Genomic DNA, 24,925 nt, shown 5'->3' with positions numbered 1-24,925 from the left:
GACACGTGCGGTGGTGATGAAGCGGTGGCGTCGACGGAACCCTGCTGCGGTGGCTCGAGGAATCGTCAAGACCTGTGGATGGGCGTGTCAGGCGGCTTGCTCGTCGGTTGCTGATTCGGCGGGTCGTTCGACGAGTCTGCCCTTCTTGAAGCGGGCGCCGGCGCGGACGAGGGCGACCAGATGGGGAGCGTTCACCGCTCGCCAGCGGGCCTGGGCCGACTCGAGCAGCTTGAACGCCATCGCGATCCCCGCCGCCCGGGACCCGGGTCCCTTGGTGACCCGCTGTCGGAGCCGAAGGGTCGCGAACGTCGACTCGATCGGATTGGTCGTCCGCAGGTGGACCCAGTGCTCGGCGGGGAACTCGAAGAACGCGAGCAGCACGTCGAGGTCGTCGGTGATCTTCGCGGCGGCTTTGGGCCACTTGACGCCGTACTCGGCGGCGAACGCCTTGGCGGCGGCCCGGGCATGGTCGACATCCTCGGCGGCATAGATCTCGGCGAGCGCCTTCTTCGCGGCGGGGTGGGCCGACTTCGGCAGGGCGGCCAGCACGTTGCCGAGCTTGTGGAACCAACACCGCTGCTCCCGTGTCTGGGGGAACACGTCATGGAGCGCCTTCCAGAAGCCCAGCGCGCCGTCCCCGACCGCCAGGACCGGGGCCTGCATGCCGCGGCGCTTGCAGTCCCGCAGCAGGTCGGCCCACGACTCAGCCGACTCGCGGTGGGGGTGTCAGATGGTCTGTGTGGGAGGGGTCCCTGACTCAAGGGAGTAGAGACTGTGACGATGACGACGAACGACGAGACTGTGTCGGGGCCGTTCGGGCCGCTGGAGGGTGCTCGCCCGTCGGCGCGGGAGGCGATCCAGGACATGTTGGACGCCGGCCTGCTGGACGACTTGATGGGCCGGATCGACGACGGCGACCTGCAGCTGACCGGGGATGGCGGTTTCATCCCGGAAATGATCAAGGCCGTTCTCGAGCGTGGGTTGGGCGCCGAGTTGACCTCGCATCTGGGTTACCGGAAAGGCGACCCGGCGGGTCGGGTGTTGCCGAATTCCCGGAATGGGACGACCCCGAAGACGGTGCATTCCGAGGTCGGGTCGATACCGTTGGACATTCCGCGGGACCGGCACTCGACCTTCGAGCCCCGGCTGGTGCCCAAGGGCGAACGGCAGGTCGGCGGGCTGGCTGACATGATCATCAGCCTGTACGCGGGCGGGATGACGATCCGTGACATCCAGGCCCACCTCGCGCGCACGATCGGCACCGAGCTGTCGCACGAGACGATCAGCAAGATCACCGACGCGGTCCTCGACGAGGTCAAGGCGTGGCAGTCCCGGCCGTTGGACCCGGTCTATCCGGTCATCTACCTCGACGCGCTGGTGGTCAAGGTCCGCGACAGCCACCAGGTCCGCAACAAGGCCGCCCACATCGCGGTCGGTATCGACCTGGACGGAGTGAAACACGTACTCGGGATCTGGGTTCAGACCAGCGAGGGCGCGAAGTTCTGGGCCGGCGTGCTGGCCGAGCTCCGTAACCGCGGCATCACCGACACCCTGATCGTGTGTTGCGATGGGCTGACCGGGTTCCCCGAGGCCATCGAAGCCACCTGGCCGCGCGCGATCGTGCAGACGTGCACGGTGCACCTGATCCGCGCGTCGATGCGGTTCGTGTCCTACACCGACCGCAGGCGGGTCGCCGCGGCGCTGCGGCCGGTCTACACCGCACCGACCGTGGAGGCCGCCGAGACCGCCCTGCTCGAGTTCGCTGCCAGTGATTTGGGCAAGAAGTATCCCGCGACCGTCGCGACATGGGAGAACGCGTGGGAACGCTTCATCCCGTTCCTGGAATTCCCACCCGAAGTGAGACGGATCATCTACACGACGAATGCGATCGAGTCGCTGAATTACCAGCTACGCAAGATCATCAAGAACCGCGGCCATTTCCCCAACGACGACTCCGTGGTCAAGCTGTTGTGGCTGGCGATCCGCGACATCGAGGACAAGCGGGCCCGCGCCCGAGCCAAGGAGGCCGGCAAACCCAAGGGAGAGCCCCGCACCGCACCGGGCTACCTCGTAGAAGGCGCCACCACCCAAGGCTGGAAGGCTGCCCTCGGCGCCCTCCTCATCGCCTTCCCCGACCGACTCGACAACCACATCAACTGAAAGTGAACCGACCCACTCACACACAGACAACTTGACAGGCTCCTCGCGGTACCCGTCGGCGAGCGCGACGAGTTCCTTGCTGCCATCGGCACGGACCCCGATCATCACCAGCAGGCACACCTTATCGGCCTCCAGCCGCACCTTCAGGTGGATGCCGTCCACCCACAGGTACACATAATCGACCCCCGCCAGCGACCGGTCGTGGAACGCGCGGGCCTCGTCTTGCCACTGCCGGGTGAGCCGGGTGATCGTCGCCGCCGACAACCCCGCCGCCGACCCGCAGAACTGCTCCAGGGCGGCCACGAAGTCCCCGCTGGACAACCCGTGCAGGTACAACAAGGGCAGCACGTCGGCCACCTGCGGCGACTTCCGCGCCCACGCCGGCAGGATCGCCGACGAGAACCGCCGCCGCTCACCCGTGGCCTCATCGACGCGCTTGTCGTTGACCCGCGGCGCCCGGACCGGTACCGCACCCGCGGCAGTGGCCACCTCCCGCGGCTGGTGGTAGCCGTTGCGGACCACCAGCCGCCGGCCGTCGGCGTCGAGCTCGTCGGCGCACTGCTCGATGTAGGCGGCGACCTCAGCCTGCAACGCCGCAGCCAGCATCCGCCGGGCACCCTCCCGGGCCAACTCGTCCAGCATCGACCCACCCACCGCGGCCGGGGCGTGCTCGTTGGACTCGTTCTCGTCGTGGACTACCGTAAGCATGGGCGTACCTTCCCGAACCAGCGCGTCAACGCCGGTCCTGATCAGAGCTACTCGGACTTCAGATCATCCACGGGGAGGTGCGCTCCTTCACGTCACCCCGCCGAAGACCATCCACAGGTTCTGATCATTGCTCCCTTCAGCGGCTGGGGCGGCGTATTCGGCGACCAGGCCGTCGCCGCCGCGATGATCGACAGGGTCGTCCACCACGCCGACGTCCTCACCCTGAAGGGCGCCAGCTACCGGCTACGCAACCGCGGGATCGACACCCTGCCCAGCATCAGAACCCAAGACGCGGCAGACTAGGACTCGACGAACCGGTGGCCTCGTTTTCGAGCGTCGGATCGGCCTCATATTCGAGCGTTGTCGACACCCCTCCCGTCAAACAATGCGATGTCCGCCAAGCGCTGCCACACCACTTGTGGGGTACCGAGAGGAGACATCCATGTACCCCAAGACCTATGAGACCCTCGCCCAAGCCGCCGAGCGGACCGGCATCACCGTCAAGACCCTGCGCCGGTGGGTCGCCAGCGGTCGGCTGCCCGCCTTCCGTTACGGCCCCCGGCTCATCCGCGTCGAACCCCAGGAGGTGGACCGTCTGATGTGCGCGGTCAACCCAGTTTGAGGGATGTCATGGCGAACCAGCGCACCAGGGACGTGTGAGTCATGCCACGGCCACGCATGGAGCCGGGCGAGCACTCCCCGATCGAGGCCTTCCCTTACCGCATCGACTCGAATGGAAAGCGATCGCGGGTGGAGAACCGTCGCCAGGCAACCGTATGGCGGGCCCGGTGCTACCAGCGCACCCTAGACGGGCGCCTACGAGAGGTGACCCGCTGGGCCAAGACCCAACGGGCAGCGATCACAGCAGTGCAGGAAGCCCTCAAGGAACTGGTGATCCAAGACTCCGCCGACGGCGAGGACATGCTCACCTCAACATCTCCATTCACGGAGGCGGGGGCTGCTTGGCTTGAGTGGATCAAGCGCCCTGAGGCCCGCGCATCGCGCGGGGGGTTGTCCCAGCAGACGCTGCGCCTCTACAGAGGGACCTACGAACGGTACATCGATGCGCCAGGGTCACCGTTGCGCGGACGCACGATCGCTCAGGTCAACGACCCCCAGCGCCTGATTCTGTTCCTGCAGGGGATCGCCGATCGCAAGGGCACAACGACTGCCAAGACTTGCCGGACGGTACTGGCGAGCATCCTGAAACTGTGCCTACGCCGGGGGGTGATCAAGGTGAACGTCGCCCACGCGATCGGGGCCGTTGCTTCGGCGACTCCCACGGACACAGGGCGCGACCGCAGTCGCGCCTTCACCCGTGCCGAACGGGACACGGTCCTCCACGTGGCAGATCGCAAGGTGGAACAGGCGACCAACCCACGCTCCATTCGCAAGTGGCAGCTCACCGCCGACCTGATGGCGTTCATGGCCGGCACCGGATGCCGCATCGGCGAGGCTCGAATGGTTACGTGGGACGATGTGGACCTCACCAAGCAACGGGTGCGAGTCCGAGGCACCAAGACCACTGGGTCGGACCGGATGAACAACCTGCCCGACTGGCTCGCCGATCGGCTGCTCCGCCGTCGCCGCTTCATGGCGACCTGGGAGTACAACACTCCCTACGTGTTCTCGATGGGCCGCCCTCTCGAGGTGGAACTGTCCGACGGCCAACTCGCCTACCCAGGGTCCAACGTGGCGATCGACGCCACCAATCTCGCCCACTGGGTCCGCCAGGTCCTCGACGACGCAGGCTTCCCCTGGGCGATCCCCCACACCTTCCGTCGCACGGTTGCCACCCTGCTCCACGAGGCCGGCATCCCACTGGCGTCCATCGCCGACCAGCTCGGGCACGCCGACCCGACCATGACCATGAGCGTCTACCTCGGACGCGACCTGGAAGGTGACAAGTCGGATCTGGCGGCCGTGTTGTGACCGGGAGTCGAGTCCGGCTGAGGGCTCGGGATCGCCCCGTGCGGCGGGTGTCCACGGGTGTCCCCAAGAAGGTTCTAGATGTCGCCGAAAATCGTTACTGGGTAACAAACTGGGTAATCTGGCGGTTTCAGCCAGCCATTCGGAACGATCAACAGGGCCGTGACTAGGAGTGTTGGCTCCCCCGACTGGACTCGAACCAGTAACCCTCTGATTAACAGTCAGATGCTCTGCCAATTGAGCTACAGGGGACCGCTGTGCGCGAGAAGGAACACTACCAGCCGGGCAGATGAACGCAAAGTTGGCCCATCTCCCTCGGACGCCCGGCGCGCCAGCAGCCTCAGAAGTCGTACTCCGCGCGCAGTCGCCCCAGCTCGGCCTCGGTGAACGCGACTGTCTCCTCGTCCATCTTCACCCCGGGGGCGGGGTGGGCGGTCCACAGCACGCGGGCTCCCTCGTCCATCAGGTTGCGTCGCGCGCTGATGGTGATGGTCTTGCCGGGCTTGGGGTGGATCGCCGTCTGGAACAGGAAGGTCGCCTCGACGCGCTCCTTGAACACCTCGGGGAAGGACCCCGGCTCGACCAGCTCGACACGGGTCGTCTCCCCGGTCGACATCTGCACCCAGCGCATGGACTGGTTCTCGCCGTCCCACCCTCCGCGCAGGATGTCGTGCCAGCCGAGCTCGACCACCTCGTCCCCGAACACCCGGAGCAGCCGGTCGCGGAGGCCGACGAGGCCTCCGTCCTCGGTGCGGCCCCAGGCCAGGACGCGGGGTCGCTGGCCCAGGAACCCGGACACCTTGGCCGCCAGGTCGTCGGGCAGGGCATTGCGCGAGAAGAGCTTCACGGCCCCCATTGTGCCCGGCTCACGCGGCCAGCAGGTCGTCCGTGCCCGCCCGGAGCAGTTCCAGCGCCTGTCGCTCCCGCCGCCGGACCGTCGACGGGCTGCAACCCAGGTCACCGGCCACCTCGGCGTGCGACCGGGCGGGCCCGTCCAGACCGTAGAGCTGGCTGACGATCCACCGGTCCGTGTCGACGAGCCGCCGCAACAGCCGTCTCACGGCGGCTCGGTCCACCCCGTCGGACGCCTCGGGCTCGGCCTCGGCGGCCAGCAGGCGCCAGCCCGCGGCGTCCGGGGCGAGGGTGACGGGCGGCGCGAAGGCAAGCAGCGTCCGGACCACCGAGACGCTCTCCCCCAGCTCGCCGGCGACCTCCTCGGCGAGTGGTCGCCGCGCCAGCGTCATGGTGAGCCGGGCCGAGGCGGCGCGGGCTCGCCGCCACTCGCGGGCCCGCCGCGGGGACATCCCGAGGCTGCCGAGCGAGGTGACCGCCGCGTCCCACACCCGCATGCGGATGCGCGGGACGGCATAGGTCGCGAACCGCGACCGGGTGGGGTCGAAGCGGTCGATCGCCTCCAGGAGTCCGATCGCCCCCTCCTGGACCAGCTCGTCCAGGTCGTGGCCGGTGGACCGGGCGATGGGCCGCGCCACCCAGGTGACCAGCGGCGCGTTCAGTTCGGCGAACTGCGCCCGGGCGCGCCGGCCGTCCGCGGCGAGGGTGTCGAGCTCGGCGGTGGTCGCTGCGCGTGACCCGGTGAACCAGCCGCGGAGGGCGGCCTCGGCGATCGTCCCGGCCTCGATGAGGCGCAGCAGGCGGTCGTTCTCGGTGGCGTGGGTGGGCGGGGTGTCGAGGTCGGCGACGACGGTGGGGGTGCTGTCTGGCATGCACCCGAGCCTCGTGGGCGAGGGGTACCCGCAAGACCCCCCGGGAGTTGTTCCGCCTGCAACATCCGGACAACAACGATTGTCCGGAGCCCTTGCCTACGAGCCGACCGCGTGCTGCTCGAGGGTGCGGCGCTGGGTCTCGAGCTCGAGGAGGCGCGCGAACATCCGGTTGTAATCGGCCTGCTCCTCGACGGGGTTGGTGCGCTGCATGCGCGACTTGAGGTCGTTGATGTCCCGCACCACGCGGGCCAGGCGCAGGCGCGCGGCGTACTCGCGGGCGTAGGCGCCCGACGGCTCGGCCAGCAACGGCTCGACCGAGAGGGCGACGACGAGCTGCTCCCCCACCGGGTCGGGCATGGCGTCCACGATCGCCTGCGCGAAGCCCGTCTGGCTGCGGTCGGCGGCCGCGGCCACCTCGAAGACGTGCCGGTAGCTGGGGTGCTGGAAGTCGTCGGCGACCACGCCGCCCCAGTCATCGGGGAACAGGCTCGGGTGCTGCACCACCAGCTTGAGCAGGCCGCGCTCGGTGGCCAGCCGTCGGTCCCCCGCGTCGGGCAGCAGCATCATCGCCACCTGCCCGGACGCCGCGGGCTCGGCCGTGGCCTCCTGCCGCGGGTGGCGCTCCGGCTCGGGCGCAACCTTGCGGTTGTTGACCCGCTGCACCTCGGCGCGGACGGTGTCGGTGTCCATGCCGACCATGCCGGCGAGCTCGCGCAGGTACTCCGAGACCAGCGACCGGTCGCGCACCGACGCCACGAGGGGGGCGGCGGCGCGGACGGCGCCGAGGCGTCCCTCGGCCCGGTCGAGGTCGAACTGGCCCAGCGTGTTCTTCATCACGTACCGGTACAGCGGCACCCGGCGGGCGACGAGCTCGCGCACGGCGGCGTCCCCGGACTGGATGCGCAGGTCGCAGGGGTCCATCCCGGTGGGCTCGATGGCGACGTAGGTCTGCGACGAGAAGGTGGAGTCCGACGAGAAGACCTTGAGCGCGGCGGCTTGCCCGGCGGCGTCCCCGTCGAAGGTGAACACGACCTCGCCTGCGAGGGCGTCGGAGGTCATTAGGCGGGCGATCATCCGACTGTGGTCGGGGCCGAACGCGGTGCCGCAGGAGGCGACGGCGGTGTCGACGCCGGCAATGTGGCAGGCCATGACGTCGGTGTAGCCCTCGACGACGACGGCCTGGTTCTTCTTGCCGATGTTCTTGCGGGCCAGGTCGAGGCCGTAGAGCACGTGCGACTTCTTGTAGACCGGCGTCTCGGGGGTGTTGAGGTACTTGGCCGGCATCCGGTCGTCCTCGTACAGCTTGCGCGCGCCGAAGCCGAGCGTCGATCGACCGGCGTCGCGGATCGGCCACAGCAGGCGGCCCTGGAAGAAGTCCCAGCCCTGCTCGCGCACGAGGCCGGCCTTGACCAGGTCGTCACGAGTGAACTTCTTCGCCGTCAGGTGGTTGAGCAGGTCGCGGCCGCCGCGCGGGGCGTAGCCGATCCCGAAGTGCTCGGCGTGCTCACGGGTGAAGCCGCGCTGGTCGAGGAACACGCGCCCGGCCAGCGCGTCGGGGCTGGTCAGCTGGGCCGCGAAGAACTCGGCGGCGGCCTGGTTGGCCTCCAGGATGCGCATGCGCAGGCCGGGCTCGTGCCGCGGACCGCCGTCGCCCTCGGTGTAGCGCAGCTGGATCCCGCACCGGTCGGCCAGGAACTCCACCGCCTCGGTGAAGCCCATGTTGTTGACCTGCTGGACGAACTTGATGACGTCGCCGCCCTCGCCGCAACCGAAGCAGTAGTAGAAGCCCTTGCTGGGCGTCACCCGGAAGCTGGGGGTCTTCTCGTCGTGGAATGGGCACAGCCCCACCAGCGCGCCGCCGCCGGCGGGCTTGAGCATCACGAACGAGCTGACGATGTCGTCGATCCGGCTCCGCTCGCGGACCGTCTCGAGGTCCTCGGGGTGGATCAGGCCGGCCATGGCGCGCAGTCTAGCCGCGCGGGCCGCGCCCGGGCTCGGGCGTAGGGTGAGGCGCATGACCGTGACCATCGGGTGGGGCCTGGCCGTCGCTCTCGTGCTGTTGGTGGCGCTCGGCGTCGTGGCGGCCCGGCTGGGCCGGCTCGGGGCCCCGGACGCCCAGGGCCGGGCCCGTCCGCTGGCCCGGGAGCAGGTGGTCGCGGCCCTGCGCGCTGTGGTGCAGCTCGCGCTGATCGCCGGTGTGGTGACCGTGGCCGTGCAGACCTGGTGGGGCGGGCTGGCCTTCGCGCTGGTCATGTTCGCCATCGGCGTGTGGACGACGACCGGGCGGGTGGGCGTCCGGGACCGCTGGCCGTGGACCGCGCTCGCGATGGCCGCCGGGGTACTGCCGGTGCTGCTCATCGTGTTCCTCACCGGGGCCGCGCCGTTCAACGGCATCACCATCGTCGCCCTGGGCGGGATCGTCGCCGGCAACATGATGACCGCGCACACGCTGGCCGGGCGCCGCACGTTCGCGGAACTGCGCGACAACAGGGCGTCCTACGAGGCCGCCCTGTCGCTCGGCTTCGAACGCCGCCCGGCCATCGGACTGGTCGCCGACCGCGTGCTCGGCGAGGCGCTCATCCCCAACATCGACCAGACCCGGACCGTTGGCCTGGTCACCCTCCCCGGCGCTTTCATCGGCGTGCTGCTCGGCGGCGGCTCCCCACTCCAGGCGGGCGCGGCCCAGGTGCTGGTGCTCATCGGCATCATGGCCGGGCAGGCCTGCACCGTGGCCGTGTTCGGCGAGCTGGTGCGACGGGCCCGCATCGTCCCGGCCGATCTGGTCCCCGTCCTGCACCCGTGACCCTGGGGTGGGTCAGACGCCGCGGCCGATGCCCTGGGGCAGGCGGTCGGGATCCCAGCCGAGGAGCTGCTCGGCCATGTCGAACGCGAACCGGTCGGTCATGCCTCCGACGTAGGTGACGGCGGTGCGCACGAGGTCGTCCTCGGCGCCGGCGTGGTAGTCGCCGGGCATCGAGCGAGGGTGCTCGCAGTAGTACTCGACCAGGCCCCGCAGCACCTCGATCACCGCGTTGCTCTGCGCGACCGACTCGGGGCGGGTGTAGATCTGCTCGTAGTTGAACTTCCGCAGCGCGGCGAGGGCGGCGGCGACGTCGGCGTCCATGCCGACGATGCCGGTCTCGGCGACCGTGCCGATGATCGACCGGATGAAGGTGGCCAGCTGCTCGCGCCGGGTCCGGCCGGCGACCTCCGCGACCTCGGCGGGGAGGTCGTCGAGGGAGACGATCCCGGCGTGCACGGCGTCCTCGAGGTCGTGGGCGCAGTAGGCGATGCGGTCGGCCCAGCTGACCAGCTCGCCCTCGATCGTCATCGGCGCCGGCCGCGACCACGAGTGGTTGCGGATGCCGTCGAGCGTCTCCACACACAGGTTCAGGGGCGTGAGCACGACGTCGGCGCCCCACGGGCCGTGGTCGTAGCCGCCGGGGATGAAGGCGTCGAAGGCGTCCTCCGACGCGTGCCCGCCCGGGCCGTGCCCGCAGTCGTGGCCGAGCGCCATCGCGTCGGCGAGCGTGACGTTGACGCCGATGCCGCGGGCCAGCGACGTGGCGACCTGCGCGACCTCGATGGCGTGGGTGAGCCGGGTGCGCTGGTGGTCGGTCGGGTAGACCACGACCTGGGTCTTGCCGGCCAGCCGGCGGAACGCGGTCGAGTGCACGATCCGGTCGCGGTCGCGCTCGAAGCAGGTGCGCTCGATGTCGGGCTCCTCCTCGATCGCCCGGTTGCCGGCACCCGACGCGAACGTGGCCTCCGGACGCCACAACCTACGCTGGGTCTCCTCCCGGGCCTCGCGGCCGATCGGGGCGGGCAGGTCGAGGCGGGCGGACGAGTCGCGGTGGGCCCGGACCACGTCGCCGTCGGCGTGGCCCGCCATGGTGCGGGCCCAGGCGACCGTGCGGGGGTTCAGCGCGTCCGTCATGGGTTCATCTTCGCGTCCTTCGTAAGATGGGACCACCACCGACACGAGGACGGACGATGAGCGACCAGTACCCCACCCCCGACCCCCAGCGCCGCGAGACGGATCCGGACACCCCCGAGCAGTCGGTGCCCCAGGCGCCCGAGTCGGCGTCCGACGCCACCTACCACCCGCCCCAGTACGGGTCCACCGGGTCGACCGCCTACGGGCAGCAGGCCTACGAGGCCCCCCGCTACGACCAGCAGCCCCCGCAGGCCCAGGGCGGCTACGCGCCGCCGGCCCACGGCCATGAGCAGGCCCAACAGCAGTACCAGGCGCCGCAGTACGGCCAGCAGGCCTACGAGCAGCCCTACGCCCAGCAGCAGTACGGGCAGCCCCAGCAGCAGTACGGGCAGCCCCAGCAGCAGCCGTACGGCCAGCAGCAGTACGGGCAGCAGGGTGGCTACGGCCAGCAGTACCCGGCGCAGCCCTACGGCCAGCAGTACCAGCCCGCCGAGTACCAGCCCCAGTGGCCGAGCGAGCCCGAGCCCCCGCAGAGCAAGACGCTCGGCCTCATCGGCCTGGCGGTCGTCGCGATCTGCACCCTCGTCGTCGCGATCGCCGGCTACCTCGTCGGCGCGGGGATGGGGCAGTTCATGCTCGACTACGGCATCGACTCGATGCAGAACCCCGACCCCAACGACCCGATGCTGATCGCCTTCGGCCAGCAGCTCCAGGGCCCGTTCACCGCGATCACCTTCGGGACGCTCGCCGGCATCGTGGGCTGGATCGTCAGCATCATCGCCGTCTCCCGCCGCCGCGGGCGCACCTTCGGGATCTGGGGCATCATCCTCGGCGTCCTCGCCCCCATCATCGGCGTCATCGCGATGATGGTCGGCATGTGGCCGGCCGCCTCGGTACTGGCGGGCTGACCCCGACGGGCTGGCCCGAGGGTCAGCCCCCCGAGACGTCGGACTCGGCGGCGGAGAGGTCCTCGTCGCCGAGTTCGCGGCTGTCCAGCCACCCGTACGGCAGGGTGACGTGGGCCCGCGGCGTCCCCTGACGGCCCCGCGGCGTGCCGAGCTCGTGCTCGGGGTAGGTGGCCGTCGGGTCGAGCTGGGCGATGTTCTCGTCGAGTTCGGCCAGGCTCGAGACCGTCGCGAAGGCGCGGCGCAGGTCGCCCCCGATCGGGAACCCCTTGAAGTACCAGGCCATGTGCTTGCGCAGGTCGGTGAGCCCCCAGCGCTCTCCGTGCAGCTCGGCCAGCAGCACCGCGTGCCGGCGCAGCATGGCGGTCACCTCGCCGAGCGTCGGGTAGGGCTGGACGGGGCGTCCGGCGAAGGCGTCGGCCAGGTCGCGGAACAGCCACGGACGCCCCAGGCAGCCGCGGCCGATCACCACGCCCGCAGCGCCGGTCTGCTCGACCATGCGGAGGGCGTCCGCGCCCTCCCAGATGTCGCCGTTGCCGAGGACGGGGATGTCGACGGCGTCGACGAGGGTGGCGATGTGCTCCCAGCGGGCCTCGCCCGCGTAGGCCTGCTGCACCGTGCGGGCGTGCAGGGCGATGGCGGCGACCCCCGCGTCCTGGGCGATGCGGCCGGCATCGAGGTAGGTGAGGTGGTCGTCGTCGATGCCCATGCGGGTCTTGACCGTGACCGGGACCCCGTGGGCGTCAGCCGCCTTCACCGTCGCGCGCAGGATGGACTCGAGGCGGTCGGTCTTCCAGGGCAGGGCTCCCCCGCCGCCGCGGCGGGTCACCTTGGGCACGGGGCACCCGAGGTTGAGGTCGATGTGGTGGACGCCGAACTCCTCGCACAGGATGTGCGCGGCGCGGGCCATGATGTCGGCGTCCACGCCGTAGAGCTGCACCGAGCGCACCGTCTCGCCGGGGGCGAACTGCAGCATCCCGAAGGTCTTGGGGATGCGCTCGACGATGCCGCGGCTGGTGATCATCTCGCAGACGTACAGGCCCGCGCCCTGCTCCAGGCACAGCTGGCGGTAGGCCGGGTTCGTGATGCCGGCCATCGGGGCCAGGACCACCGGGGTCGCCACCTCGACCGATCCCCCGGAGGGGGCGGTGAAGCGGAGCGGCTCGGGGACGACGTCAGGCACGTCGGCCAAGCTTACGCCGATCAGCGGCGCCAGTCGCCCAGCGCCCCCTGCAGGGCGCCGAGGGCGGCCTCGGCGAGCGGGTGCCGGTCGTCCTCGGGGCAGCCGTCGGACGCCCAGGCCGCGCCCGCGGCGTCCAGGAAGCCGAGGAAGCCGAGCAGGGAGAACCGGTCGCGCGCGGCGTCGGTGGGCTGCAGCACCTCGGTGAGGAAGGTCAGGTCGGCCTCGCGCGCACGGTCCCGGACGCCGGCGGCTGCGGCCGGCTCCTCCCGGGCCAGGCTGCCGCGGGCGTGGGCGGCGACGTGGTCGAGCCGGGCGAGCACCCAGGTGCGGACCCGGTCGCGGGCCGAGGTGTTGGCCGGCAACGCCTCGTCCGCCGCCTTCTGCCGGTCGGCGAGGTGCGCGAGGTCGGCCTCGAGGACCGCGGCGTAGAGGCCCTCCTTGGAGCCGAAGTAGTGGAAGACGATGGCCGGCGATCCCCCGGCCTGCCGCGCGACCTCGGGCACCCCGACCTCGCCGTAGGACGCCGTGGCGAACGCCGCGCGTGCTGCCGCGAGGATGGCGGCGCGGCGCTCCTCGGGGCCGAGGCGCCTGCGCGGCGCGGGTCGTGTTGCCGTCATGTTTGCCAGCGTACCGCTTATTGAGCTACTCTCAACAACGTTATTGATCGTCAGTCAACAGGAGATGCGATGAGCCTCGCCGACCACGCCATCTGGTACCACGTCTACCCCCTCGGTGCCCTGGGCGCGCCCGTCCACGAGCGCGGCGCGGAGGTGGTGCACCGCCTGGGCGCCCTGGAGCCGTGGCTCGACCACGCGGTCGGGCTGGGCTGCTCGGGCCTGCTGCTCGGCCCGATCTTCACGTCGGTGTCGCACGGCTACGACACGCTGGACCACTACTCCATCGACCCCCGGCTCGGCGACGACGGCGACTTCGACGCGCTCGTCGCGGCGTGCCGCGAGCGGGGCCTGTCGCTCATGCTCGACGGGGTGTTCAACCACGTCAGCACCCAGCACGGGCTGGTGGGCGAGGACTCCCCCATGCTGCGCCGCTCGAACGGCTACCTGTACACGTGGGAGGGCCACGACAACCTCGTCGAGCTCGACCACACCCGCGCCGACGTGGCCGACTGGATCACCGGGATCATGCTTCACTGGCTGCGCCGCGGCATCGCCGGCTGGCGGCTGGACGTGGCCTACGCCGTGGCGCCGGAGTTCTGGCGCGAGGTGATCGCGCGGGTGCGGCGCGAGTTCCCGGACGCGCTCTTCCTCGGCGAGGTCATCCACGGCGACTACGACGCGATCGCGGAGGCCGCCACCTTCGACTCCGTCACCGCCTACGAGCTGTGGAAGGCGACCTGGAGCTCGATCAAGGACACCAACTGCTGGGAGCTGGCCCATGCCCTGGAGCGCCACCGCTCCTTCTCGGCGAACCACGTGCTGAACACGTTCGTCGGCAACCACGACGTCGACCGGATCGCGTCCCTGGTGGGGGGCGACGGGGCCGCGCTCGCGGCGTCCGTGCTCTTCACCGTGCCCGGCATGCCGAGCGTGTACTACGGCGATGAGCAGGGCTTCACCGGCGTGCGCGGCACGGGCCTCTACGCCGACGACGCCGTCCGCCCGCCGCTGCCCGCGACGCCGGCCGACCTGCTGCCGACCGGTGCGTGGCTGGAGACGGTGTACCGGGACCTGATCGGCTTCCGCCGCCGGCACGCGTGGCTCTCCCGCGGGCACCTGGCGGTGGTCGCCAAGGAGAACGCCTGGATCGAGTACGCGGTGACGCACGGCGACGATCGGGTCGACGTGCGACTCGAGCTCGAGCCCACCCCGCGCGTCGTCGTGCGCGCGTCGGACGGCGAGACCTGGGGGTGGTCGGCATAGGCTCCCCCGCATGACCGACCCCGCGGCCGAGTGGACGACCGTCGAGTGGACCCTGGAGCAGGTCGACACCGAGCAGATGGCCCGGCGCAGCCTGGTCTGGTTCGCGGTCGGCGGGCTGGTGTTCGCAGCGCTGGCGATCCGGCCGGCGCTGCTGCACGACCCCTTCGCGAGCCTCGGCAACCTCGTGCCGTTCGCGGGCCTGCTCGTCGTCGGGACGCTGGCGGCGTTGGTGGTGCACGAGGCCGTCCACGGGTTGGTGATGGCCCGCTACGGCGCCCGGCCGCAGTTCGGGGTCGGGATGATGCAGGGCACGGTCCCCTACGCGTACGCCACATCGCCCGGTTTCAGGTACACGCGGCGGCAGTTCTGGTGGGTGGCGATGATGCCCACGTTCGTCGTCAACGCGCTGCTGGCCGTCCTGGTGTTCACCCTCCCGTGGGGCCCCTACCTCGTGCTGCCGGCCGCGTTCCACCTGTCGGGGTGCATCGGGGACTGGATGATCCTGCGGATGGTGGCCGAGCACCCCGAGGGCACGTTGGTCGAGGACACCCGGGAGGGTGTGATCCTGCACGTGCCTCCGACCCCCTGAGGCTGGGACAGACCCGGCGGGGTCACACCTTCTTCTGCCCCAGGCCCTCGAGGCCGATGGGCGCGAATCCGAGCGCGTCGTTGATGGCGAGCATCCAGCGGTTCTCGTTGGCGTTCCACGTGTGCACCCGTCGGGCGTGGGGGTTCTCGGCCAACGGCGCGGTCAGGTTCGCAGCCTTCACCCGTTGTCCCAGGCGGTGCCCGCGGTGGTCACCGTGGACGATGGTGTTCTCCTGCCACACCCCCGCGGGGTTCTCGGCCGGCCAGGCCAGCTCGGGACCGGCAGCCGCGGCCGGAACGTCACCCGGTCGTGGACCCTCGTCCCTGCGGCAACGGGCGCCAACGTCCGCTCATGCTCCCACAGGCGCATGCTCAGCATCGACGACCGTTCGAGGAAGCGCCGGCCCGGTTGGACCTCGACCACGACGAGCCGGTCGAAGTCGAACGGGACGATCCCGAACAGGCGGAGCCAGGCACGTCCGAGGGGACGCCCCAACGGCACCGAGTCGATCGCCAGCCCCGTGGTCCCCCGCGGCATGGTCATCGTCAGCCACGGCCGCAGCTCGTGGTTGATGCCGTCCGGGTCGACGACGCGGGCCCAGACCGCGGCCACCCCGGCCGGGACGACCACCTCGTTCTCCACCGTCGTGGTCGCGCTCACCCGACCCGCACCGCCTCCACGAGCAGCACCTGGTCGGGCGGCATGACGGGGAACCGCAGGCCCACCTCGGCGAGCACCCGACCGGTCAGCCGGACGCCGCCGAACCAGGCCGGCAGGCCGAACAGGAGCGGCGGCGCGGCCGGGATGACCGGGCGCACGTCCCACACGGCGTCCGCGACCAGGCCCGGGAGTACGACGTCACCGAGGTTCGACACCGGGCCCGACGCCCCCGACCCGATCGAGAAGATGCCCCGCTGGGGCGTGACCACCCCGTGCACCCACACGTCGGCGTCGGGCGAGTCGACCCGCACGAGGTCGCCGGCGAGCAGCGTCGAACGGGCGTCCTTCCACCACGCGATCCATGCGCCCAGCTCGACGAGCTCGGACGCCGAGGCCTCGGCCAGGTCCCACTCGACCCCGAGGTGCCCGAACACCGCCGTGGACGCGCGGAACGTCAGGTCGTGCACGCGGCCCGTGGTCTGGGACTGCCCCGACGCGATGTGCGAGCCGAGCAGGTCGGGGGGCAGCAACTGTCCGGTCCAGCGCAGCATCCGCTGGCGCTCGTGCGGGTCGATCACGTCGGAGGTCCATACCCGGTCGGTGCGCTGCAGCACCTCGAGGTCGATGCGCCCGCCACCCGACGAGCACGACTCGATCTCGAGCCCCTGCTGGGCGGCCCTGAGCTCGTCCATGAGCCGGTACGCGGCGAGGGTCTGCTCGTGCACGGCGGACGCACCGTCCGGGCCGCCGGCGTCCACGAGGTCGCGGTTGTGGTCCCACTTCAGGTAGGCGATGTCGTGGTCGCGCAGCACGGCCAGGAGCTGGTCGCGCACGTGCTCGTACGCCTCGGGGATCGTCAGGTTCAGCACCTGCTGGTGCCGTGCCTCGACCGGCAGCCGGCCGTGGCCGGGCTGCATCACCCATTCGGGGTGGGCGCGGGCCACGTCGGAGTCCATGTTCACCATCTCGGGCTCGACCCAGAGCCCGAACTGCATGCCGAGCCCGCGGACGTGGTCGACCAGCGGTCCGAGCCCGTCGGGCCAGACCTCGGGGCTGACCACCCAGTCCCCCAGCCCGCGGGTGTCGTCGCGCCGGGCCCCGAACCAGCCGTCGTCCAGCACGAACCGCTCGATGCCCACCTGTGCGGCCAGGTCGGCGAGGTGCTGCAGCCGGTCGAGGGAGTGGTCGAAGTGGACCGCCTCCCACACGTTCAGGGTGACCGGGCGCTCGACGCCCGGGTGGGTCGGCCGAGCTCGCAGCCAACGGTGGAAGCGGTGCGCCACGGCGTCCAGCCCCTCGCCCCAACTCCCGTACACCCACGGGCCGGCGTAGGTCTGCCCGGGCGCCAGCCGGCCCTCGCCCGGCAGCAGCAGTTCGCCGCCGCCCAGCACCTGCACGCCGGACGCCGTGCGCTCGGCGGTGTGCACGTGGTTGCCGCTCCACGCGACGTGGACGCCCCACACCTCGCCGGAGCGGAACCCGAACCCGGGCACCCCGACGTGCAGGACCGTGGGTGCGTCGAAGCCGGTGCGACCGGCGCGACCCTCGCGGCGGTGCTGGCCCACCACGAGCGGGGTGCGTTGGGGGTGGCGCTCGGAGCCCCAGCCGCCGGCCAGGTCGAGCAGCTCGCGGGCGCGGCGCGGCACGGGCAGCACGACCAGCAGCTCGGCGACGTCGTAGTCGTCGTCCGCGGTGTTGGTCACCGACGCGCGGGTACGCACCAGCCCCTGCGGCGTCAGCTCGACCTCCACCGAGAGCTCCAGCCCACACGCGTCGTCGGACGCCGAGTACGTGACGGCGTCCCCCATCCGCTCGACGGCGGTGACGACCCAGCGCGGCGACCAATCCCGACCGGCACGCGAGCCGGTCAGGCCCGGCCGCCCCAGCCAACCGGTGGACGCCTCGGGCACGAGCGACACCCGCACCGGCACGTCCGGGCTGCTGGGCAGGACCGTCGGCGCGGTGGCTGCGGCGAGGAAACTCAAGCCCTCGGCGTCCAGCTCACCGAGGTCGGCGCCCCAGTGGAGCACCGCGGGCAGACGCCCGTCGCTGGAGTCGAGGACGAGGCTGACCCCGCCCGCACGCAGGTGGATGAGTGCGGTCATGGGGCCAGCCTAGGCACCTCAGCAGCCGAGCAGGCGCGCCCCGAGCCACGAGGCGACCTGGTCGAGGGCCACCCGCTCCTGCGCCATGGTGTCGCGCTCGCGGATGGTGACGGCCTGGTCGTCGAGGGTGTCGAAGTCCACGGTCACGCAGTAGGGCGTGCCGATCTCGTCCTGGCGGCGGTAGCGGCGCCCGATGGCCTGGGCGTCGTCGAACTCGACGTTCCAGTGCTTGCGCAGTTCGGCGGCGAGGTCGCGGGCCTTCGGCGAGAGCTGCTCGTTGCGCGACAGCGGCAACACGGCCACCTTGACCGGCGACAGGCGCGGGTCGAGCTTGAGCACCGTGCGGGTGTCGACGCCGCCCTTGGCGTTCGGCGCCTCGTCCTCGGTGTAGGCCTCGACGAGGAACGCCATCACCGAACGCGTGAGGCCGGCCGACGGCTCGATCACGTAGGGGGTGTAGCGCTCGCCCTTGGCCTGGTCGAAGTAGGACAGGTCCTCGCCCGAGTGCTCGGAGTGCGTGCCGAGGTCGAAGTCGGTGCGGTTCGCGATGCCCTCGAGCTCGCCCCAGCCGTCGCCGCCGGCGAAGCCGAAGTTGTACTCGATGTCGACGGTGCGCTTGGAGTAGTGCGAGAGCTTCTCGGCGGGGTGCTCGTACAGGCGCAGGTTCTCGGGGTTGATGCCGAGGTCGGTGTACCAGCCCATGCGGGCGTCGATCCAGTCCTGGTGCCACTGCTCGTCGGTGCCGGGCTCGACGAAGAACTCGACCTCCATCTGCTCGAACTCACGCGTGCGGAAGATGAAGTTGCCGGGCGTGATCTCGTTGCGGAAGCTCTTGCCGACCTGGCCGATGCCGAACGGCACCTTCATGCGCGAGGTCTGCACGACGTTGCCGAAGTTCACGAAGATGCCCTGGGCGGTCTCGGGGCGCAGGTAGTGCAGGCCCGACTCGTCCTCGATGACGCCGAGGTAGGTCTTCAGCATCATGTTGAAGTCGCGCGGCTCGGTGAACTGGCCCAGGTTGCCGCACTCGGGGCAGTTGATCTCGTTCAGGCCCTCGGGGGCGCGGCCCTTCTTGAACTCGAAGGCCTCCTCGAGCTGGTCGGCGCGGAACCGCTTGTGGCAGCTCAGGCACTCGGTCAGCGGGTCGGAGAAGACGCCGACGTGGCCGGAGGCCACCCAGACCTGCTTGGGCAGGATGATGGAGCTGTCGAGGCCCACGACGTCAGCGCGGCCCTGGACGACGTTCTTCCACCACTGGCGCTTGATGTTCTCCTTGAGCTCGACGCCGTAGGGACCGTAGTCCCAGGCCGCCCGGGTGCCGCCGTAGATCTCCCCGCAGGGGTACACGAAGCCACGGCGCTTCGTGAGGCTGATGACGTTGTCGAGCTTGTTGGCCATGTGACCCGGTGCCTCCTTGTCGGCTGGGGATGCCCGGCCGGCATCCTCCATGTGCTGGGCCACCCTATCCGGCCGCCGGAGTGGCCCGCACGGCGTCCGGGAGCCGCGAGACCGGGACGACCACGACGTCGTTGAGCTTCCAGTCCAGGCCCTGGATCGTGTCGACGAGCGCCTCGAGGTCGGCCAGCTCGACCGGGGCGCTGGGCACGACGAACACCTCGGCGTGCAGCAGGTGCCCCTGGTCGCGGACGCGCACGGCGGCCGAACCGACCCAGGCCGGGCCGTTGGCCGCGGTGAGCACGGCGTCCGCCCACCACCAGCCGACGCCGATGCCGAGGATCCCGATGATCGCCGCACCCGCCGTGCGCCAGTCGGCGGCATTCATCTCGGCGTCGGCCCACAGCACCTTGTCGTGGAGCTTCTCGGCGAGGGGCTTCTTGAGGTGGCCCAGGATGACCGGCCCGATGCCGGTGTAGACCATGGCCGCGATCATGAGCCAGCCGGCCCAGACGGTCTGGCCGAAGAGGTGGTAGGTGCCGATGGGCGGGTGTTCGGCCTTGACCAGCCCCATCCCGGAGTCGACCACCATGAACGCCCCCATGGCGAGCAGCGCCACCGCCGAGGCGAGGTGCGCCGATGCGATCGCCCGGTGGTGGCCGTAGGGGTGCTCGGGCGACGGCGGGCGGCTGACCCGGCGCAGCGACACGAGGAAGACGATGGGCGGGACGAGCGACAGCAGGTCCTCCACCCCCCGCTCATGCGGCCCTCCCGTCGACCCAGGACTCGAGGGCGAACAGCAGCGCGTTCTCCCCCAGCGGCACGGCGAGCACGTGCTCGACCTTCCCGCCGTCGAACTCCGAGGTCGCGTGGGGCCGGGTCAGGGCCACCTTGTCCGCCCAGGGCGACTTGGCGGTCAGCCCGCCGGCGAGCACGTCGAGCTCGCCGCGCTCCATGGCGGCGACCAGCTCCTCCTCGCCGCCCACGCGCCACAAGACCTCGGCACCGAGCGACGCGGCGAAGTCGGCGACCAGGTCGGCCTCGGGCCCGGTCACGCGGTCGCCGTCGACCCGTACCAGCCCACCGCCGGGGGACGCCCCGGCCCGCAGCACGCCGTCGGCGCGGACCCGGTCGAGGGTGCCGTCGGGGTCGGCCGGGATCGTCGCACAGCCGGTCAGCAGGACGGCTGCGGCGACGCACAGGGCGGCGAATCGCCTCGTCAGGAGCTTCACGGCGGCCACGCTACGCCTGGGGATCCGGCGCGGGACCACCCCCACGGGGGGTCACGCGAGGCTCAGCCCGATCGGGTCACTCCCCGCGCGGCAGGTTGTCGCCGACCTCGGCCGGGTCGAGGTAGGCCGACGGTTCGTCGAGGGCCTCGCTCATCAGGGTGACGAGCACCATCTTGGCCTCGTAGCCGTTGTAGGCCCGGCGGTAGGAGCCGACGTTCTCCCAAGTGGTCTGGATGGCCCACAGGTCGGGCTCATCGAGGTTGCGCACCAGGGTGGCCGAGATGTTGCCGGGCCGGAACTCGAAGAAGGCGACGGCGGCCTCGGCGCGCTCCACGAAGGACGCCTCGGCCTCGGGTGCGACGCGGAAGCGACTGAAGGCCAGCATGCGGCCCAGCCTAACCGCCGACGGGTAGTCTGGGCCGGACGAGGAGGGCCGAGCATTGACCACCACACCCCAGCGGCGGACGCGCCAGCGCGCCACCATCGCCGAGGTGATGGCCGAGATCGAGGAGTTCCGCACCGCGCAGGACATCCACGACCTCCTGCGCCACCAGGGCCACTCAGTCGGCCTGGCCACCGTCTACCGCAACCTGCAGGCGATGGCCGAGGCGGGCGAGGTCGACGTGGTGCGGCTGCCCGATGGTCAGGCGTCCTACCGGGCGTGCGGCACCGCCACCCACGCACACCACCACCACCTGATCTGCCGCTCCTGCGGCCGCACGGTCGAGATCGCTTTCGCCGGCGTCGAGGAGCTCATCGACGCCCTCGCCCGCCAGCACGGCTTCAGCGACGTCGACCACTCCATCGAGCTCCACGGCGTCTGCCCCGACTGCGCCGCCTGAGCCGGGAGCCCCGATGCCCACCTACCGCGACGAGGGCGTGGTCCTGCGCACCCACAAGCTGGGCGAGGCCGACCGCATCATCACCGTGCTCTCCCGCCGCCACGGCAAGGTTCGCGCCGTCGCCCGCGGCGTCCGACGCACCTCCAGCAAGTGGGGCGCCCGGCTCGAGCCGTTCAGCCACGTCGACCTCCAGTTCGCGACCGGCCGCACGCTCGACGTGATCACCGAGGCCGTGACGCTGCACGCGTGGTCCGAGCCGCTGTGCACCGACTACCCGCGCTACACGGTCGGGCAGGTCATGCTCGAGACCGCCGACCGCCTGGTGAGCATCGAGAACGAGCCGGCGCTCCCCCAGTTCCAGCTCCTGGCCGGCGCCCTCAACGCGCTGGTGGGCGGCACCAGCGACGGGCCGCGTCCGGCCACGATGGTCATGGACTCCTACCTCCTGCGCGCCGTCGCCACCGCCGGCTTCGCGCCGAGCCTGGACGCGTGCGCCTCGTGCGGCGAGGTGGGCCCGCACGAGGCCTTCTCCCCCGCCTCCGGCGGCCTGGTCTGCCCGCGCTGCCGCCCACCCGGGACGCCGCAGGTGCGGCCCGCCACGCTGGCGCTCCTGTCCGCGCTGATCAGCGGGGACTGGCCGGCCACGCGCGCGGCCGACGAGCCGACGCAACGGCAGGCGTCCGGGTTGATCGCCGCGTTCGTGGCCTGGCACCTCGAGCGGGGCCTGCGCACGATGCAGCACGTCGCGCGCTGACAGCCCTCAGCCGCGGGGCGCCGCGATCTGGGCGGCGAGGTGGCCGCCGCCGTAGCCGTTGTCGATGTTCACCACGCCCACGCCGGGGGCGCAGGCGTTGAGCATCGTGAGCAGCGGGGCGATGCCGCCGAAGGCCGCCCCGTAGCCGACCGAGGTCGGCACCGCCACGACCGGGCACGCGACGAGGCCAGCGATGAGGCCGGGCAGTGCGCCGTCCATGCCGGCGACCACGACGATGGCGCCCGCTGAGCGGAACAGGTCGAGCTTGTCCAGGGTGCGGTGCACCCCGGCGATGCCGACGTCGACGACCAGCTCGGCACGGCGTCCGAGGTGGCGGGCGGTGAGCAGCGCCTCGCGGGCCACGGGCAGGTCGGAGGTGCCCGCGCACGCGACGACGACGAGGTCGCCGGTCGGCTCGGGCATGCGGGGCGGCCAGACCAGGACCCGGGCGACCGGGTCGTGGTGGGCGTCCGGCAGCGCCTCGCGGATCGCGGCCGCGCGCTCGGCGTCGGCGCGGGTGAAGATCGTGACCACGTCGGGGCGCCCGCCGACCCGGCGGGCGATCTCGCGGCACTGGTCGACCGACTTGCCCTCGCAGTAGACCGCCTCGGGGAACCCGCCCCGGCGCTGCCCGCGGTCGAGGTCGAGGTCGGCGATGTCGTCGTCAGCCACGGCGCAGCACCTGCAGCGTGAACGCGCCGGACTGCAGGCCGGCCAGGTCGACCGTCACGTAGGCGAACCCGGCCGCGCGCAGGCGGGCCAGGACGGCGTCGCGGCGCTCGGCGTCGGCGAACAGGGCGAGTTCGGCGGCCGGTACCTCGATGCGGGCGATGTCGCCGTGGTGGCGCACGCGGGAGTCGGTGAACCCGAGGTCGCGCAGCGCCTCCTCGCCGGCCTCGACCTGCTTCAGCTTGGCGGGGGTGACCTCCTGGCCGTGCGGGATCCGGCTGGCCAGGCAGGGGGCGGCGGGCTTGTCGGCGACCGACAGGCCCAGCGCGTGGGCCAGGGCGCGCACGCGGCGTTTGGTCAGCCCGGCGTCGGCGAGCGGTCGGAGCACCGCGTGCTCGGTGGCCGCGCGGGCGCCGGGCCGGTCGATGCGGGCCGCGTCGTCGGCGTTCTCGCCGTAGGCCACCGCCACCAGCCCGTGCTCGGCGACGAGCCGGGAGTCGATGACGGTGAACATCTCGTCCTTGCAGTGGAAGCAGCGGTCGACGTCGTTCGCCCGGTAGGCCGGGTTGTCGCCCTCGTGGGTGGCGAACTCGACCACGGCGGCGCCCAACTCCTGCACCGTGGCGCGGGCGCCGGCGAGCTCGTCGCGGGCCAGGGAGTCGGACACCGCCAGGAGGCCGAGGGCCCGGTCGGCGCCCAGCGCGCGCACCGTGACGGCGAGGAGCACGGCGGAGTCCACGCCGCCGGAGTAGGCCACCCCGAGGCGTCCGGACCCCGGCAGGCGGCTGGCGATGGCGAGGGCGTCCGCGAGCGGCTCACCGGCCAGGCCGGACCACCGGCCCGCCTCCTCGCTGTGCTGTGTCGCCACCCGCGCTCCTTCCGCTGCCGTCACCCTACCGGCGCATCGGCGGCCCGTTCAGGCGTTGCAGGCACCCGGCACGACCCCGGACGCCGCGGCCGCGGCCTGGGCGCGACCCAACACGTCGGCCTCCGGACGCCCCAACGCCAGCGCGGCGGCCGCCACGTCGGCGAACTCCGGGGTGGCGTGCAGGACGACCCCGTCGCGCGAGCCGACCTTGACCCGGACCGCCTGTCCGTCGACGTCGACGGTGGTCCAGGAGCGGTCCAGGACGGTGCGGGTCACCGGCGTCCAACGGACGCCGAGGGTCGAGGTGCGGGTCAGGATCGCGTCGGTGACCGCGTCGTGGTGGTCGGCGTCGGCGAGGGCATGCAGGGTGAACGCGGGGCGTCCCTTCTTCATCTGGATGGGCACCAGCCACGCGTCGGCCGCGCCGGCGGCCAGCAGCGTGTCGAGCACGCCCGGCCACAGCCGCGGGTCGAGGTCGTCGACGTTGGCGCGCAGCTCGGCCAGCCCGGTCGCCGGGCTGTCGGCGGCGGTCCCGCCCAGAACGACGCGGACGACGTTGGGCCAGCCCACCGTGTCCTTGCCGCCGGCGCCCACGCCGAGCCCGCGCACGGTCAGGCCGGGCAACGCCTCGCAGCGGTCGCCGGCCAGGGCGCGCACCAGCGCCATGCCGGTCGGCGTGGCCAGCTCGCCGACACTGCCGGGCGTCGTCACCGCGGCCGGTGTGTCGTGGGTGTGGTGGTGATGGTCGTGAGGGTGCTCGTGCAGGTGGTCATGGGGGTGCCCGTGCCCGTGGTGGTCGTCGTGGTCGTGGTGGTGGGCGCCCGCGCGCTCGGGCGTGGGGTGCACCTGCCAGCCGAGGACGAGCTCGGCGACGGCGGGCACCGGCACCGGGATGTCGCCGTGGGCCGCCCGCACCCGGCCGGACCCGACGCGCACGGCGGACGCGGAGACCGAGGTCACCCCGAGCAGCCGCAGGGCCTCGCAGGCGCCGACGACGTCGGCGATGGAGTCCAGCGCCCCGACCTCGTGGAAGTGCACCGTGTCGGGGTCGACGCCGTGGGTCCGGCCCTCGGCCTCAGCGAGGCGGCCGAAGGCAGCCAGTGCCCGGGCGCGGGTCTCGTCGGCGAGGTCGGCCTCGGCCAGCATCGCGCGGATGCTCGCCCACGTGCGGTGGGCCGGGTCGTCGACCAGCACGCGGACGCGGGCCTTGGTCGCCCGCTGCCCCCCGCGGGTCACCTCCTCGGTGTCGAGGCGCACCGCCCCGGGCACCACGGCGTCGAGGGCGGCCTGCAGGGCGCCGACGTCGGCGCCCGCGTCGAGCAGCGCCCCGAGGACCATGTCACCGGCGACCCCGGCGGAGATGTCGAACCATGCGTGCATGGCCG

The 24,925-nt window shown here is 71.7% G+C and carries 26 protein-coding genes, 1 tRNA gene and 2 pseudogenes; 10 read left to right on the top strand and 19 right to left on the bottom strand.

The features are described 5' to 3' along the window. Nucleotides 1-87 precede the first annotated feature (87 nt). A pseudogene (locus tag J4N02_RS06790) lies at nucleotides 88-720 on the bottom strand (IS256 family transposase); the annotation flags it as partial. Between the two features lie 144 nt (nucleotides 721-864). On the opposite strand from J4N02_RS06790, the gene J4N02_RS06785 reads away from it, so the two are divergent. Further along, complete coding sequence (locus J4N02_RS06785; protein WP_243760790.1) at nucleotides 865-2,160, top strand: IS256 family transposase; 1,296 nt, start codon at nucleotides 865-867, stop codon at nucleotides 2,158-2,160. A gap of 42 nt (nucleotides 2,161-2,202) precedes the next feature. Here the strand turns inward: J4N02_RS06785 and J4N02_RS06780 are convergent. After that, a pseudogene (locus J4N02_RS06780) lies at nucleotides 2,203-2,868 on the bottom strand (transposase); the annotation flags it as partial. Here J4N02_RS06780 and J4N02_RS17165 point away from each other — a divergent pair. The 3 genes from J4N02_RS17165 to J4N02_RS06765 all read left to right on the top strand — a co-directional run bounded on the left by J4N02_RS17165 (nucleotide 2,827) and on the right by J4N02_RS06765 (nucleotide 4,800). Continuing rightward, entirely contained in the window at nucleotides 2,827-3,171 is a 345-nt protein-coding gene (locus J4N02_RS17165; RefSeq protein ID WP_312846688.1) for an ATP-binding protein, read from the top strand. The pseudogene J4N02_RS06780 and the gene J4N02_RS17165 sit on opposite strands and share 42 nt — an antisense overlap. Before the next feature lie 139 nt (nucleotides 3,172-3,310). Further along, nucleotides 3,311-3,490 (top strand): helix-turn-helix domain-containing protein, encoded by a 180-nt coding sequence (locus tag J4N02_RS06770; RefSeq protein ID WP_188333167.1) that lies wholly within the window; start codon nucleotides 3,311-3,313, stop codon nucleotides 3,488-3,490. A 203-nt stretch (nucleotides 3,491-3,693) separates the two neighbouring features. Beyond that, a complete protein-coding gene (locus J4N02_RS06765; protein WP_188333168.1) occupies nucleotides 3,694-4,800 on the top strand; it encodes a tyrosine-type recombinase/integrase in 1,107 nt (368 codons plus the stop codon). 173 nt (nucleotides 4,801-4,973) lie between these two features. Here the strand turns inward: J4N02_RS06765 and J4N02_RS06760 are convergent. From J4N02_RS06760 to dnaG, 4 genes are all read right to left on the bottom strand, one after another. After that, nucleotides 4,974-5,049, bottom strand: a tRNA-Asn gene (locus J4N02_RS06760). An 88-nt stretch (nucleotides 5,050-5,137) separates the two neighbouring features. Continuing rightward, complete coding sequence (locus J4N02_RS06755; RefSeq protein ID WP_188333169.1) at nucleotides 5,138-5,644, bottom strand: hypothetical protein; 507 nt, start codon at nucleotides 5,642-5,644, stop codon at nucleotides 5,138-5,140. Nucleotides 5,645-5,663: 19 nt separating this feature from the next. Next, a complete protein-coding gene (locus J4N02_RS06750; protein ID WP_188333170.1) occupies nucleotides 5,664-6,521 on the bottom strand; it encodes a sigma-70 family RNA polymerase sigma factor in 858 nt (285 codons plus the stop codon). A gap of 96 nt (nucleotides 6,522-6,617) precedes the next feature. After that, nucleotides 6,618-8,480: a DNA primase gene (dnaG, locus tag J4N02_RS06745; protein ID WP_188333171.1), complete on the bottom strand. Its 1,863-nt coding sequence runs from the start codon at nucleotides 8,478-8,480 to the stop codon at nucleotides 6,618-6,620. 55 nt (nucleotides 8,481-8,535) lie between these two features. On the opposite strand from dnaG, the gene J4N02_RS06740 reads away from it, so the two are divergent. Then, the gene (locus J4N02_RS06740) at nucleotides 8,536-9,324 is read left to right on the top strand and encodes an ABC transporter permease (protein WP_188333172.1); all 789 of its coding nucleotides are present in this window, start codon (nucleotides 8,536-8,538) and stop codon (nucleotides 9,322-9,324) included. 12 nt (nucleotides 9,325-9,336) lie between these two features. Here J4N02_RS06740 and J4N02_RS06735 read toward each other — a convergent pair whose 3' ends face one another. Then, a complete protein-coding gene (locus J4N02_RS06735; RefSeq protein WP_182815024.1) occupies nucleotides 9,337-10,413 on the bottom strand; it encodes an HD domain-containing protein in 1,077 nt (358 codons plus the stop codon). Nucleotides 10,414-10,514: 101 nt separating this feature from the next. Between J4N02_RS06735 and J4N02_RS06730 the strand changes: the two genes are divergently transcribed. Beyond that, complete coding sequence (locus J4N02_RS06730) at nucleotides 10,515-11,366, top strand: hypothetical protein (RefSeq protein WP_188333173.1); 852 nt, start codon at nucleotides 10,515-10,517, stop codon at nucleotides 11,364-11,366. Nucleotides 11,367-11,388: 22 nt separating this feature from the next. On the opposite strand, the gene dusB is transcribed toward J4N02_RS06730, so the two are convergent. Together dusB and J4N02_RS06720 are read right to left on the bottom strand one after the other, a co-directional pair. Continuing rightward, the gene (gene dusB / locus J4N02_RS06725; protein ID WP_260519445.1) at nucleotides 11,389-12,546 is read right to left on the bottom strand and encodes a tRNA dihydrouridine synthase DusB; all 1,158 of its coding nucleotides are present in this window, start codon (nucleotides 12,544-12,546) and stop codon (nucleotides 11,389-11,391) included. A gap of 20 nt (nucleotides 12,547-12,566) precedes the next feature. Next, nucleotides 12,567-13,163: a TetR/AcrR family transcriptional regulator gene (locus tag J4N02_RS06720; RefSeq protein WP_188333174.1), complete on the bottom strand. Its 597-nt coding sequence runs from the start codon at nucleotides 13,161-13,163 to the stop codon at nucleotides 12,567-12,569. A 69-nt stretch (nucleotides 13,164-13,232) separates the two neighbouring features. Between J4N02_RS06720 and J4N02_RS06715 the strand changes: the two genes are divergently transcribed. Beyond that, nucleotides 13,233-14,426 carry an alpha-amylase family glycosyl hydrolase gene (locus tag J4N02_RS06715; RefSeq protein ID WP_188333175.1) on the top strand — a complete coding sequence of 398 codons (1,194 nt, stop codon included), beginning with the start codon at nucleotides 13,233-13,235 and terminating at the stop codon, nucleotides 14,424-14,426. A gap of 10 nt (nucleotides 14,427-14,436) precedes the next feature. Beyond that, nucleotides 14,437-15,015, top strand: coding sequence for a DUF3267 domain-containing protein (locus tag J4N02_RS06710; RefSeq protein ID WP_188333176.1), 579 nt, complete (start codon nucleotides 14,437-14,439; stop codon nucleotides 15,013-15,015). A gap of 22 nt (nucleotides 15,016-15,037) precedes the next feature. On the opposite strand, the gene J4N02_RS06705 is transcribed toward J4N02_RS06710, so the two are convergent. From J4N02_RS06705 to J4N02_RS06675, 7 genes are all read right to left on the bottom strand, one after another. Then, nucleotides 15,038-15,196: a hypothetical protein gene (locus J4N02_RS06705; protein WP_188333177.1), complete on the bottom strand. Its 159-nt coding sequence runs from the start codon at nucleotides 15,194-15,196 to the stop codon at nucleotides 15,038-15,040. Next, nucleotides 15,193-15,675, bottom strand: coding sequence for a hypothetical protein (locus J4N02_RS06700; RefSeq protein WP_188333178.1), 483 nt, complete (start codon nucleotides 15,673-15,675; stop codon nucleotides 15,193-15,195). The genes J4N02_RS06705 and J4N02_RS06700 overlap by 4 nt, the downstream gene beginning before the upstream one ends. Continuing rightward, complete coding sequence (locus tag J4N02_RS06695; RefSeq protein WP_188333179.1) at nucleotides 15,672-17,780, bottom strand: alpha-galactosidase; 2,109 nt, start codon at nucleotides 17,778-17,780, stop codon at nucleotides 15,672-15,674. The genes J4N02_RS06700 and J4N02_RS06695 overlap by 4 nt, the downstream gene beginning before the upstream one ends. An 18-nt stretch (nucleotides 17,781-17,798) precedes the next feature. Further along, on the bottom strand, nucleotides 17,799-19,178 hold the full coding sequence (locus tag J4N02_RS06690) for a glycine--tRNA ligase (RefSeq protein WP_188333180.1): 1,380 nt from the start codon (nucleotides 19,176-19,178) through the stop codon (nucleotides 17,799-17,801). Nucleotides 19,179-19,242: 64 nt separating this feature from the next. After that, a complete protein-coding gene (locus J4N02_RS06685; RefSeq protein ID WP_188333181.1) occupies nucleotides 19,243-19,926 on the bottom strand; it encodes a cation transporter in 684 nt (227 codons plus the stop codon). Between the two features lie 7 nt (nucleotides 19,927-19,933). Continuing rightward, entirely contained in the window at nucleotides 19,934-20,407 is a 474-nt protein-coding gene (locus tag J4N02_RS06680) for a transporter substrate-binding domain-containing protein (RefSeq protein ID WP_208091162.1), read from the bottom strand. 76 nt (nucleotides 20,408-20,483) lie between these two features. Continuing rightward, complete coding sequence (locus J4N02_RS06675; RefSeq protein ID WP_182814913.1) at nucleotides 20,484-20,792, bottom strand: antibiotic biosynthesis monooxygenase; 309 nt, start codon at nucleotides 20,790-20,792, stop codon at nucleotides 20,484-20,486. 55 nt (nucleotides 20,793-20,847) lie between these two features. Between J4N02_RS06675 and J4N02_RS06670 the strand changes: the two genes are divergently transcribed. Together J4N02_RS06670 and recO are read left to right on the top strand one after the other, a co-directional pair. Next, nucleotides 20,848-21,249, top strand: coding sequence for a Fur family transcriptional regulator (locus J4N02_RS06670; RefSeq protein ID WP_208091161.1), 402 nt, complete (start codon nucleotides 20,848-20,850; stop codon nucleotides 21,247-21,249). 13 nt (nucleotides 21,250-21,262) lie between these two features. Continuing rightward, complete coding sequence (gene recO, locus J4N02_RS06665; protein ID WP_188333182.1) at nucleotides 21,263-22,003, top strand: DNA repair protein RecO; 741 nt, start codon at nucleotides 21,263-21,265, stop codon at nucleotides 22,001-22,003. Nucleotides 22,004-22,009: 6 nt separating this feature from the next. On the opposite strand, the gene larB is transcribed toward recO, so the two are convergent. The 3 genes from larB to J4N02_RS06650 are packed head-to-tail and all read right to left on the bottom strand — an operon-like array spanning nucleotide 22,010 to nucleotide 24,920. Beyond that, nucleotides 22,010-22,675 (bottom strand): nickel pincer cofactor biosynthesis protein LarB, encoded by a 666-nt coding sequence (gene larB, locus J4N02_RS06660; RefSeq protein WP_188333183.1) that lies wholly within the window; start codon nucleotides 22,673-22,675, stop codon nucleotides 22,010-22,012. Then, on the bottom strand, nucleotides 22,668-23,540 hold the full coding sequence (larE, locus tag J4N02_RS06655) for an ATP-dependent sacrificial sulfur transferase LarE (protein ID WP_243760894.1): 873 nt from the start codon (nucleotides 23,538-23,540) through the stop codon (nucleotides 22,668-22,670). Before larE ends, larB begins: the two co-directional genes overlap by 8 nt. 48 nt (nucleotides 23,541-23,588) lie before the next feature. Continuing rightward, nucleotides 23,589-24,920, bottom strand: coding sequence for a LarC family nickel insertion protein (locus J4N02_RS06650; protein ID WP_188333184.1), 1,332 nt, complete (start codon nucleotides 24,918-24,920; stop codon nucleotides 23,589-23,591). Between the last annotated feature and the right edge of the window lie 5 nt (nucleotides 24,921-24,925).

The sequence above is a fragment of the Propioniciclava sp. MC1595 genome (assembly GCF_017569205.1).
Taxonomy (GTDB): domain Bacteria; phylum Actinomycetota; class Actinomycetes; order Propionibacteriales; family Propionibacteriaceae; genus Propioniciclava.
This window is presented reverse-complemented; position numbering and strand designations above follow the sequence as displayed.

Excerpts from the sequence above, each read along its gene's own strand:
- J4N02_RS06785 (WP_243760790.1), top strand. The coding sequence starts at position 865 with ATGTTGGACGCCGGCCTGCTGGACGACTTGATGGGCCGGATCGACGAC.
- J4N02_RS06770 (WP_188333167.1), top strand. The coding sequence starts at position 3,311 with ATGTACCCCAAGACCTATGAGACCCTCGCCCAAGCCGCCGAGCGGACC.
- J4N02_RS06750 (WP_188333170.1), bottom strand. The coding sequence starts at position 6,521 with ATGCCAGACAGCACCCCCACCGTCGTCGCCGACCTCGACACCCCGCCC.
- dnaG (WP_188333171.1), bottom strand. The coding sequence starts at position 8,480 with ATGGCCGGCCTGATCCACCCCGAGGACCTCGAGACGGTCCGCGAGCGG.
- J4N02_RS06740 (WP_188333172.1), top strand. The coding sequence starts at position 8,536 with ATGACCGTGACCATCGGGTGGGGCCTGGCCGTCGCTCTCGTGCTGTTG.
- J4N02_RS06735 (WP_182815024.1), bottom strand. The coding sequence starts at position 10,413 with ATGGCGGGCCACGCCGACGGCGACGTGGTCCGGGCCCACCGCGACTCG.
- J4N02_RS06730 (WP_188333173.1), top strand. The coding sequence starts at position 10,515 with ATGAGCGACCAGTACCCCACCCCCGACCCCCAGCGCCGCGAGACGGAT.
- J4N02_RS06720 (WP_188333174.1), bottom strand. The coding sequence starts at position 13,163 with ATGACGGCAACACGACCCGCGCCGCGCAGGCGCCTCGGCCCCGAGGAG.
- J4N02_RS06715 (WP_188333175.1), top strand. The coding sequence starts at position 13,233 with ATGAGCCTCGCCGACCACGCCATCTGGTACCACGTCTACCCCCTCGGT.
- J4N02_RS06710 (WP_188333176.1), top strand. The coding sequence starts at position 14,437 with ATGACCGACCCCGCGGCCGAGTGGACGACCGTCGAGTGGACCCTGGAG.
- J4N02_RS06695 (WP_188333179.1), bottom strand. The coding sequence starts at position 17,780 with ATGACCGCACTCATCCACCTGCGTGCGGGCGGGGTCAGCCTCGTCCTC.
- J4N02_RS06690 (WP_188333180.1), bottom strand. The coding sequence starts at position 19,178 with ATGGCCAACAAGCTCGACAACGTCATCAGCCTCACGAAGCGCCGTGGC.
- J4N02_RS06675 (WP_182814913.1), bottom strand. The coding sequence starts at position 20,792 with ATGCTGGCCTTCAGTCGCTTCCGCGTCGCACCCGAGGCCGAGGCGTCC.
- recO (WP_188333182.1), top strand. The coding sequence starts at position 21,263 with ATGCCCACCTACCGCGACGAGGGCGTGGTCCTGCGCACCCACAAGCTG.
- J4N02_RS06650 (WP_188333184.1), bottom strand. The coding sequence starts at position 24,920 with ATGCACGCATGGTTCGACATCTCCGCCGGGGTCGCCGGTGACATGGTC.